We start from the raw sequence: 9,889 nt of genomic DNA, 5'->3' as shown, positions 1-9,889 counted from the left end.
AGAAAATGTTCAAAAACTCCCAATTTTTTAAATCAAGTAAGCTACTTGCTTTCATCATATACCTATTTTATTCCGTGGCCGCATACGGCCAATCTGAAGATAAACTTGTGCTAGCAATTCGCGAAAATGACCATCAGTTTTGGCAAGCTTACAACAGCTGTGACATCAGCAAAATGATAAGCTTTTTGACTGAAGACCTCGAGTTTTATCACGATAAATCTGGTTTAACACAGGGCCTTTCGAACTTCAAAAAGTCATTAGAATCAAACTTATGTGGCAATGGAGCTTACCTAGAAAGAACCCCTGTCAAAGAAAGCATTGCTATTTATCCTTTGGGAAAATCGAGGGCTATTATCAGTGGCGCCCACAACTTTTCTATTGAAGGCAAAATGGTTGAGTCAGCCAAGTTTACACATGTATGGGTCTTTGAAAATAATCAATGGAAAATGTCACGTGTTCTGAGTTTTGATCATCAAACGGTGCAATTCAAAAGTGCCAATACTGCCATCTTCTTAAGTGAAGAAGCATTGCAGAGTTTTGTTGGTGAATTCCAAGCACCGCAAACAGGCAAAGTGACCTTTGGTAAGTCAGAAGGGAAACTTAAGATGAATGCTGGACCAATGGAGCTACTTTTAAGCCCTATGAAATCGAATATGTTCTTTCATGAGCAAAGTAGTCTCACTTTTGAGTTCCTGGAGAACGGAAAGAAGGTTGTTATTCGAGAAAACGGCAAAGTAGTCGAGGAAGCGATCCGTTCGAATTGAGGTCAATTTACTTTAACCTCCTTAAGCCCTCATAAACGACTATGCTGACTGCATTGGCCAAGTTTAGGCTTCGGATATGCTCGCTATGCATCGGGATTTTAAAAAGCCGATCGGTATATTTTTCGGTGATTTCTGAAGATAAACCCACTGACTCTTTACCAAATACCAAGAACATATTGTCTTCATAATCAATTGACCAATGGTCTTTAGTTCCTTTACTGGATAAAAAGGCCATTGGTTTATCTCCGTTTTGCTCGAAAAAAGATGCTTGATTTTCATAAATAGTCAAAGACAGATGCTGCCAATAGTCCAAGCCAGCCCGCTTCACTCTTTTATCGGTTAGTTCAAAGCCGAATGGTTTTACGAGGTGTAAATGTGCTCCAGCTGCTAAACTCAAACGACCAATATTACCCGTGTTATTAGGAATTTCAGGTTCGATCAATACAATATTCAATGCCATAATTATTCCTCGATCTCCTTGTCGATCGCTTGACTCACAGATACTACTCTATCTACTGTTTGCATGTAAGCTCTCGTTAAAAAGCCTCTCCAATCTTTAATTTCTTTCAAAATCATCATGATTTCGGTGTCGATCTCTTTCTGGTATTTCTTGTTAAAGAATAATTGCCCATTCTGATCAAACGTTATATAATCCTTAAAATGCTCGGTGAGGGTGGTGAAATAGTTTTGGTGGAATTGTGCTGGTTGATATTGCTCCTCCAGCTTTTCTAAGACCTCATACTCGAAGTCATATAGTAAAACGATATCGTTTCTAAGCTTTTCATTTGAAATAATATCCAAGCCTTTAGATTTCAAAGATTCGTAAGCAGTAGTGTTTGTAATGGATATATAATCGCGATAAAGGCGTGAGTAGTTAGCGCTCAAAGAATCAAAGCTGACCTCCTGCCCAGTGCAGTATTTTTGAAATAGTGCAACAGCGGCCAAACCTCGCTCGTGACCGCCAATATTTGTTTTAATATCTGACAAATCGGCCTCGAGCTCTTTTTTAATCTCTACTAGAATCTTCTGCTCACTAATTCTATCTTTTCGAAGATCATTCCAATGGTTTGCTAAAAATGCAATGGTAACCCCTAAGAAAATTGAAAAAATTTCAAGGATAAAGAACCGAAGTCCCAAGTTGCTTTTTGTTTTTGACATAGCTTACAGTTTTAATACCTAAAGTGCCGAGTATCAGCGACTAGTCAGTGTATCATTTAATTTGGGAATTTATATAAAGTAGGTCGATCAGCCTATGAGAAAAGCCACTTACTTATTTCTTAATCGGCAAAAGAGTATTTCTGCTGGCTTAATATTTACTAATTTTCGATCGCGATACCGAAATTAAAACTGCTCAGTTCGACATACGCATGGAATTAGATTATAGTTTAACCAATGTTCTCATACTCCTTGGAGGTATTCAGGGGCTTATTTTTTCACTGATCTTACTGTCCAAGAGAAAGCGACAAGCACAGCTCTTTCTGGGCATTTTCATTTTGGCTATTACCTATAACGCCTTTGAAACCTTTACTGCCCTTTCGGGATTAAGTAAAAGCATTCTTTTCTTCGATTTTTTCTCGTACACAGTCGTCTTTTTAACAGGCCCAAGCCTTTATTTTTACATACAATCCATTCTGTTTCCCGAAAAGATCATTGCCCGAAGTGTAATCCTAAAACACTTGATATTGCCCATTTTTCAAGGTGCCATAAATGTGATTCTACTATCTATTTATCTACTCGCAATAAGTCAGGTAATAAGTTTTGAAGTTGATTTAATCGGACTATATCAAATATTCGATACATACAGCCAACCTCTGAGTATTTTGGTATTTGCTACCTATCTGGGTATGTCAATTAAGCTTTACGTGAAGAGTTCAGCTGAAGAAGGGGAATTGATTAGTTCAAGTGCTAATCAAAAAACCACTCTAAAATTCACGAAAATCTTACTGATCATCTTGTCGGGCCTTGCAGTATTATGGATCGTTGCATGGACCCTTGCAAGTTACTCGACGATTAATGTTCAACTTGTTTATTATCCTTTAGAAATCACACTCGTATTCTTCATCTACTGGTCCTTTTTTGTGATCAACAATAAGCTCCAGTTCTTGAATGAAGAGCAGAAACAAACAAACCAATTACAAATTTCTAAGTCAGATGCGACCAAAATTATGAGTCAATTGAAGAGGCTCATGGAAGAGGACCAGCTTTACCTCAGTCCGAAAATTACAAGAGAAATAGTGGCTACAAAAGCAGAGGTGAGCCCCAAACACATATCAACTATTTTGAACCAATTCCATAAGCAAAACTTCAATGATTTTGTGAATAACTACAGAATTGAAGCTGTAAAATCACACTTGCGTTCTGACAAACTAAAAACCAATACAATCACTGGAATAGCACTTGATTCAGGCTTTAATTCACAGGCAACTTTTCAGCGTGTATTTAAAAAATCTGTTGGTGTATCGCCAAAAGAATACGCAGCACAGTATGCAGAAAAAGCTTTAAAATAATGCTCAAATCCGTATTTGAGTAGAATTCTCATCAACAAAAGAATCTCTTGCGGGTAATACTGAAAACAACAATCAGAAAACTTACTCGACATGAGAAATTACAAAAAGGTCCTACAACTCACACTCCTACTATGCCTATTCGTCAAAGTGCATGGAACACATGCACAAAACACGAACGAACGAGAACGACTGCTAGCAATAACTGAAAAGCAGGGCACAAAATTCTTAAAGTCAAAAAATATTAACTCCGTTTCCATTGGAATTTATTACCAAGGTGAAACTGTCACGAACCACCTTGGTGAACTCTATAAAGGGGAAGGAAATACTCCAAACGACCAAACGATCTATGAAATTGGCTCTGTCACAAAAACATTGACGGGTTACCTCATGGCTAAGGCTGTTTTGGATGGAAAAATTAATTTGGAAGATGATATTAGAAAATATCTAAATGGGGACTATCCCAACCTAGCGTATGAATCCGAAGCAATAACGATCAGACACCTCTTGACACATACTGCTGGCTTACCGCTTTTCCTACCCGAGCCAGCCAACGTAATATTTCAGAAGTTGCAAAAGGACGTTCCACAGGAATATTACAAAATCGAAAAAGAGTATACAAAGGATCAGTTTTTCACCGACTTGAGAAAACTGGAAATCACCGCAAAACCTGGCACAAAATATTCCTACTCCAATTCAGGGGTTGAATTAGTTGGCTACATCTTAGAGTCTATCTATGAAAAGGATCTAGACACTCTATTAGAAGAACATATACTAAATCGGTATGGTATGACTGATACAGCAATAAAGCTGGACGAATCGAAAAAAGAGCGCTTAGCTCAAGGTTATTGGCTGGATAACAAAACACTTTCGCCAAATCAACTTAATACACTTTGGGCTGCAGGATCAGGCCTTAAAATGACCATGGCCGATATGATGCGCTATGCTAAGGCACAGTTGGACGATAGTGACCCTGTTATTGTCAAATCACATGAGCCACTATTCGCACAAAACTCTGCTTCGAAAATGGGCTACTTATGGCAAATGCGCCTTGATAAACATGGCAAATACTTCAATCATCATGGGGGAACTACAGGTATGCAAAATTGGCTATTCATTTTTCCAAAGTACGACCTTGTTATTTCAATAATCACAAATCAAAGTGGACCGAAAACTCCAAAACTGTTAAGTAAAACTGCCAACCAGATCTTAAAAGGAGTAATCAAGTGATCCTTAAAGAACTTAGGGCTGATAAGTGGGCATTACTATTAATAGTGCTGTTGCTTTTACCGAGTTGTATTTCTACCAATACCATTGTTCGCAAGGATAACTCGAGTTGGAATGAGCAAAACATAGCGAGTTTCGAGAAAAAGCTAGAGGCACTGCGTCAAAAGCATCATATCCCTGGTTTTTCAGTAGGCATTGTAAACCAGGGAGAGCTCAAATGGAAGAAAGGGTTCGGAGTACGGGATATAGAAACACAAGAAATCCCCGATGAAAACACTGTCTATCACACGGCCTCCATTACCAAGACGTTCGGTGCCCTAGTGTTGATGCAACTCATCGAGGATGGAAAATTCAGCCTCAATGACCCGCTGAAAAAGCATGACATAAAATTGCCTGGAAAATGGGGATTAAGTGATAATATCCAAATAAAACACCTGTTAACACATACGGCGCGAGGTAATACATTGAATGGTTTTAAACCCGGCTATAAACATCGATACAATGGCAGTTGGTTCCACCTTCTAGGAAACGCTTATTTATCAGCCGCTGGAAAGGACTTTAGCGAATTAGTCGTGAATGATATCATTAAGCCAATTGGCATGACCAACACAGCGCCCAGTCTCGATGACAGTCTTGCTTTTGCAAAGACTGGCTTAGATCCAGATGCTTATGCCAAAAAAGTGGCAAAACCTTACGATTGGTTCAAGAAGAAGATAGTGCCAGTGGATTTTAACTACAATTTTGGTCCTGCAGCAGGACTGATGAGTACTGTTTCTGACTTGGCTAAATATTCTAATGCCATAGATTCTCGGCTTTTCTTGAGTTCGGAATCTTGGAACAGCATGCTCACACCCTTTGCGACACCAAAAGGAAAAGAAACCATCTATGGTTTAGGTTGGTTCGTCCACGATTACTATGGTTTGAAATTCATTTGGCATACTGGATGGTGGAAGGGGTACTCTTCTTTGTTCTTGAAAGTGCCAGAACTGGATCTAACATTTATCATCTTAGCCAATTCTCAAGATGTCAGCCGACCGTTCTACAAATTTTTAATTGGAAATAGTCTACATAAAGATCTTTTGGCGTCTGATTTTGCGACGACTTTCATCGATCATTTTGTGATAAAAAAAGAAAACTGATGCTTCCCTGACTTAATCATCGCTCCTTTTTAGTGGAGCTGTGTCCGATTAAAAATCGCCAAACACCTTCTTCCTTTTGAAGTAGCACGGTCATAGCACCATTGATGTTAAAAGCACCTCCAGAAGACATTGCCATGGCCTGATCATATTCAAGAAAGGCTATGGCAGATTCGTCACTAACCACCTTTATCCGTTGATTAAGGATTTTCATATTGACACTTGACACCATCCCTACCAAGCCACTTAATGAAGCTTCAAGCACTTGTTTATTGGCATATTGAATTTTGCCATCCTCTACCCAATAGAAACTTTCATCATTGGAATAAAAGCCTTTCAGGGCATCTAAATCCATATTGTTATTACTGGCGACAAAAGCATCCATTCTAGCCTGTACTTCTTTAGTGATTTTGTCAGTATTTACTACTTTTTCCTCCTGTGGGGAACATGCAATAGTCATCAAAAGGATAATTGCCACAACTGATTTTAAAAGATGTTTCATAGGATGGATTTGGAGAGAAAGTTACAATAATCTTATCAATGAAAAAGACCACCCTAGTTACCTAGTGGTGGCCTTATCATCGGGTAGATATATCAGTCATAAATCTCCCAACAGAAATGTCCTACATCTATTTTCAGAGGTCTTCAATAATCTTTACAATCATATCTGGAAATTGCTTTTGTAACTGCTCGCGAATCCCCAATACGTGCCCTGCTCCTACCACCACTACCGCTCTTTGATGACCAAATTCTTCCATTTGGTCACCAATGTTTTTGGCCATACCGGCATTTCTCCTATCCCAAACGGCTCCAGCCTGATCGCATGGTTCGCATGGTGTCTCTCGAAAAGTAAATCGGTTAGATACCTCATAACTTTTTATGGTCTTCACCTTGTTGGTATGCTTTCCCAATCGACCAAAAATTGCAGGTAATTTAGCTTTGTTGTAAGTCCTTTTATTGTGTTTAACGAGTCTATCCACCTCACCATCTTCCTTGCTCATTTTTACACAATCACTCCATAACTTCGAATACAAACGCATATCATGCTGATGGTCCATGGCAAAAACACGATTCATGTTTAGATGAATGGCTAGTTTGGCCGTTAAATCTCCGTTTTCTTCCTGAGTAGGCTTTCTACTACCCTTTAGACCATAATTAGCGAGATAGTTATAGTAAGACCAGTTTCCCTTATCCTTACTGACCATATAATAATCACGGAGGTAGGCGTAATCGGCAGGGCTCATCTCCTTTACCCCAAGTTGCTGAAGGGTTTGAATTCTATTAACGTCTACCTTAAAAGCTTCTCTTAAAGTATCGCCTTTGGGTAAAAACCACTTCGATTCATAGTTTACCAAACTCAAGGAGTCATCAGGGCGCTGTCGCTCTACATAAATTGCCTCTGGTTTGTACTTCTTCCCAATTTTCAAAAGTGGTTTATAGCTATGCTTCACAATGTTGGGTACATCATGCATAGTACCGATGATGAGCACTTCTTTTTCTGATTGATAACCACTCAATTTCCCAACTATGACTAAACCGATGATAATGATTAGTAAATTTCTCATGATTAAAGTCGTTGTGTGTTGATGTAATCGATAGTTTGTTGAATCCAATCTGAATCAGGACTTAAAGTGATATCTGGGGCAACTCCAGTGACCTCATATTTCAAGAAATGATTAAATCTCATGTCCGTTGGTGTAAAACTGAAAAAACCAGATGGCGAAGTGTAGGTATAGCCATAATTGAGTCCGTAGGCTATCGCACCATAAGTTGTTTGACCTAGGTGTACTGTACTCTTAATATTCTTTAGCCTTACTGTCGTTTGCTCTGCATTACTGCCTGAATCAAAATTTGTAAGCACAAACACTTTCACACCTGATTTTCGAATGGCTTTGACTATTGGTAGTGAAATTTTACTTGCCCCTCCTCCATTGTTTCTCAAATCGACGATCAGGTTTTCAGCGTTAAGTTCATTTTTGATTTGCTTGACTAATGCGTCTCTTTTATCGGCATTTCCGAAACGAGAAAAGCTATTCAACCAAATGTATTGCACATTATCATTCAGCGTATGGAGCTTATAAGCCTCATGCGCTTTCTTATCTACATGCACAAAGTTCTCTTTTAGGCCTTCTTTAGTAACATTGCTCATTAAAATGCCATTCGATACTAAATGTGCCTTATATGAAAGCAAGTTCTTATGTACTTGGCCATAAGCGGTAATGTCATAGCGATTCGGAAGTTCGGTGGCTGTCAAATACATAAATATCTGACCAGGTGCCCAAACCCCTAGTTTGGAGGTAAGCATAACGGCCACTAGACTGTCAGCCTTTTCAGTTCTATAAACACCGACCTCCATAGAACTTCCTACATTATAAATACCTTCTATGTCATTGACAGGCTTAGATTCAAGACGTAACCTAAGTGCCTCCAAATCGATATCGACGGTTGGAAAGTTTTTAAAATCTTCACTTACCTGATATTGCTTTACAAAGTTGGAATCCAGAGCGTCATCAAGCGTGTAGTCTGGTCTTACTTCGTATAGCATAGCGTGTTTATCTTTTACTAAATCTACCAACTGGCCGATCGCCACATAGCAATCGAGTTTATCCATATTGTTGGTGACTTTTTCTGATATCTTTTGATACTCGACTTTAAAACTGGCCTCTAATTCTCCTTTAATCTGAGACTTATAAGAAGCCATGTTTTGCATTTGATTATATACAAATTCAAGGTCTGCTTTACAGTCGCAAGTAGTCTGCGCTGCGATAGGAAAACTGATAAATAATACTGCTAGGATTGTAATTAAATTTTTCATTTCTGTTTGGTTTTATTCCGATTTCTCGGGTGACTGATGACCCAAACGTACAAACAGAAATCGCCCTTTAAACCTATTTAACAGGGCTTGTGGTGAAAATGTACTATTCTGTGGCGGATTTGACAGCCTCTTCTATATTCGGCTGGTATGTTTTTGAAACTGGCACTTCTATATCACTTGATAAGATCACAAAAACCTTTCGATTCCCTGTTTTCCATTGCTTGAAATGATAAGGATTAATCAAAAATGATCGGTGGGCTCTAATCAATTCTGGTCTTGATATTTCTACCTCGGTCAACTTATTTCTGATCAGTTGTTTTTTGATCTCCCCATCTTCCCTGTAGGTAATTTCCACATAATTATCAGACGACTGAATACAAATGAGGTCATTCAGTAAAAGCTTGAGACTCTCATAATTTCCAGTGCCCTGAATTTCTATTTTCTGATCCTCCAATTTCTTGTCTTTGTACTTTCCAAAAGACCATCTACCGATCGCGATGATTGGGAATATTGTGAGTATACCTGGGAAGTAAATCGCTGTCGCAAAGTAATCGATCGTATAGGCATTGGGGTGTTGCTCCATCACGATATAGTAGTAAACAGACCGCGTGACAATGAAGCCTAATATGATTAAAAAAAGAAATTGAATCAGTTCACTCCCGTGCGTCCACTTTTGATTATTCCTTTTATAAAGCCAAACTTGAAACGGAAGTGTAGCGAGATAACAGAGCGATGTAAAAACTCCGTAAAGCGGCATATAAATCAGCTTTTCTTGTGGACCAAACTCGTTGACATCTAAAGGCTCAGTAAAAAATAGGAATATAAAAACCCATATGGCTAAACCAAGCGCCACAATGAAGTGATGCTTAATGGAAGGGTCGAAGGGGTACTTTCTTTTCACTGATCTTGTTATTCGGCGCCACAATATTATCTCTTCTATTGGAAGAATTGTTCGAACCGAAAAAAAATATCGCTAAATGCAACCCTCAGCATACGTTCTCATCTATTAGTTACTAAAAAGTAGAACATATTGAAAATGACTCCGTATATTTGTTCTACAATTTAGTAACATAAGTATTATGAAGGAAACAAAACTAGGTGACTTCGAAGAGACCATTCTGCTATTAGTAGGCATTCTTGACAAAGAGGCGTACGCGTTTAAAATCGCAGAAGAATTCGAATCACAAACTGAAAGGGCGGTTTCGATAGGTGCAGTACACTCTACATTAAATCGGTTGGGAGAAAAAGGTTTTCTCACTTCTGAAATGGGAGCTTCCACGGCCGAACGCGGTGGAAGAAGAAAACGAATCTACACGATTACTGCCGCCGGTCAGCGCGCATTACAAGAATCTAGGGACTTTAAAGTTTCGCTTTGGAACCAATACCCATCACTAGCAGGAGGAAACTTGAACTTTAATTTCTAGTGCTACTAAACGACCATAC

11 protein-coding genes are annotated in these 9,889 nt (G+C 38.8%); 5 read left to right on the top strand and 6 right to left on the bottom strand.

Features of this window, described 5'->3' with window-relative positions; genetic code table 11:
- The first annotated feature begins 5 nt into the window (after positions 1 to 5).
- A complete protein-coding gene (locus BFP71_RS09705; RefSeq protein WP_069835281.1) occupies positions 6 to 764 on the top strand; it encodes a nuclear transport factor 2 family protein in 759 nt (252 codons plus the stop codon).
- A gap of 7 nt (positions 765 to 771) precedes the next feature.
- On the opposite strand, the gene BFP71_RS09700 is transcribed toward BFP71_RS09705, so the two are convergent.
- Complete coding sequence (locus tag BFP71_RS09700) at positions 772 to 1,224, bottom strand: tRNA (cytidine(34)-2'-O)-methyltransferase (protein WP_069835280.1); 453 nt, start codon at positions 1,222 to 1,224, stop codon at positions 772 to 774.
- 2 nt (positions 1,225 to 1,226) lie between these two features.
- The gene (locus BFP71_RS09695) at positions 1,227 to 1,922 is read right to left on the bottom strand and encodes a hypothetical protein (RefSeq protein WP_069835279.1); all 696 of its coding nucleotides are present in this window, start codon (positions 1,920 to 1,922) and stop codon (positions 1,227 to 1,229) included.
- A gap of 209 nt (positions 1,923 to 2,131) precedes the next feature.
- Between BFP71_RS09695 and BFP71_RS09690 the strand changes: the two genes are divergently transcribed.
- From BFP71_RS09690 to BFP71_RS09680, 3 genes are all read left to right on the top strand, one after another.
- On the top strand, positions 2,132 to 3,271 hold the full coding sequence (locus BFP71_RS09690; RefSeq protein ID WP_069835278.1) for a helix-turn-helix domain-containing protein: 1,140 nt from the start codon (positions 2,132 to 2,134) through the stop codon (positions 3,269 to 3,271).
- A gap of 90 nt (positions 3,272 to 3,361) precedes the next feature.
- A complete protein-coding gene (locus BFP71_RS09685; RefSeq protein ID WP_088124970.1) occupies positions 3,362 to 4,498 on the top strand; it encodes a serine hydrolase domain-containing protein in 1,137 nt (378 codons plus the stop codon).
- On the top strand, positions 4,495 to 5,634 hold the full coding sequence (locus BFP71_RS09680; RefSeq protein WP_069835277.1) for a serine hydrolase domain-containing protein: 1,140 nt from the start codon (positions 4,495 to 4,497) through the stop codon (positions 5,632 to 5,634). The genes BFP71_RS09685 and BFP71_RS09680 overlap by 4 nt, the downstream gene beginning before the upstream one ends.
- 16 nt (positions 5,635 to 5,650) lie before the next feature.
- Here BFP71_RS09680 and BFP71_RS09675 read toward each other — a convergent pair whose 3' ends face one another.
- The 4 genes from BFP71_RS09675 to BFP71_RS09660 all read right to left on the bottom strand — a co-directional run bounded on the left by BFP71_RS09675 (position 5,651) and on the right by BFP71_RS09660 (position 9,347).
- Positions 5,651 to 6,133 carry a nuclear transport factor 2 family protein gene (locus BFP71_RS09675; protein ID WP_069835276.1) on the bottom strand — a complete coding sequence of 161 codons (483 nt, stop codon included), beginning with the start codon at positions 6,131 to 6,133 and terminating at the stop codon, positions 5,651 to 5,653.
- A gap of 133 nt (positions 6,134 to 6,266) precedes the next feature.
- The gene (locus BFP71_RS09670; protein WP_069835275.1) at positions 6,267 to 7,196 is read right to left on the bottom strand and encodes a DUF5694 domain-containing protein; all 930 of its coding nucleotides are present in this window, start codon (positions 7,194 to 7,196) and stop codon (positions 6,267 to 6,269) included.
- Positions 7,197 to 7,198: 2 nt separating this feature from the next.
- The gene (locus tag BFP71_RS09665; RefSeq protein WP_088124969.1) at positions 7,199 to 8,446 is read right to left on the bottom strand and encodes a S41 family peptidase; all 1,248 of its coding nucleotides are present in this window, start codon (positions 8,444 to 8,446) and stop codon (positions 7,199 to 7,201) included.
- A gap of 103 nt (positions 8,447 to 8,549) precedes the next feature.
- Positions 8,550 to 9,347, bottom strand: coding sequence for a LytTR family DNA-binding domain-containing protein (locus tag BFP71_RS09660; protein WP_069835273.1), 798 nt, complete (start codon positions 9,345 to 9,347; stop codon positions 8,550 to 8,552).
- A gap of 178 nt (positions 9,348 to 9,525) precedes the next feature.
- Between BFP71_RS09660 and BFP71_RS09655 the strand changes: the two genes are divergently transcribed.
- A complete protein-coding gene (locus BFP71_RS09655; protein ID WP_069835272.1) occupies positions 9,526 to 9,870 on the top strand; it encodes a PadR family transcriptional regulator in 345 nt (114 codons plus the stop codon).
- The last annotated feature ends 19 nt before the right edge of the window (positions 9,871 to 9,889 follow it).

The sequence above is a fragment of the Roseivirga misakiensis genome (assembly GCF_001747105.1).
Lineage (GTDB): Bacteria > Bacteroidota > Bacteroidia > Cytophagales > Cyclobacteriaceae > Roseivirga > Roseivirga misakiensis.
Note: the sequence above shows the minus strand (reverse complement) of the source record. Positions and strands in the feature narration are given on the sequence as shown.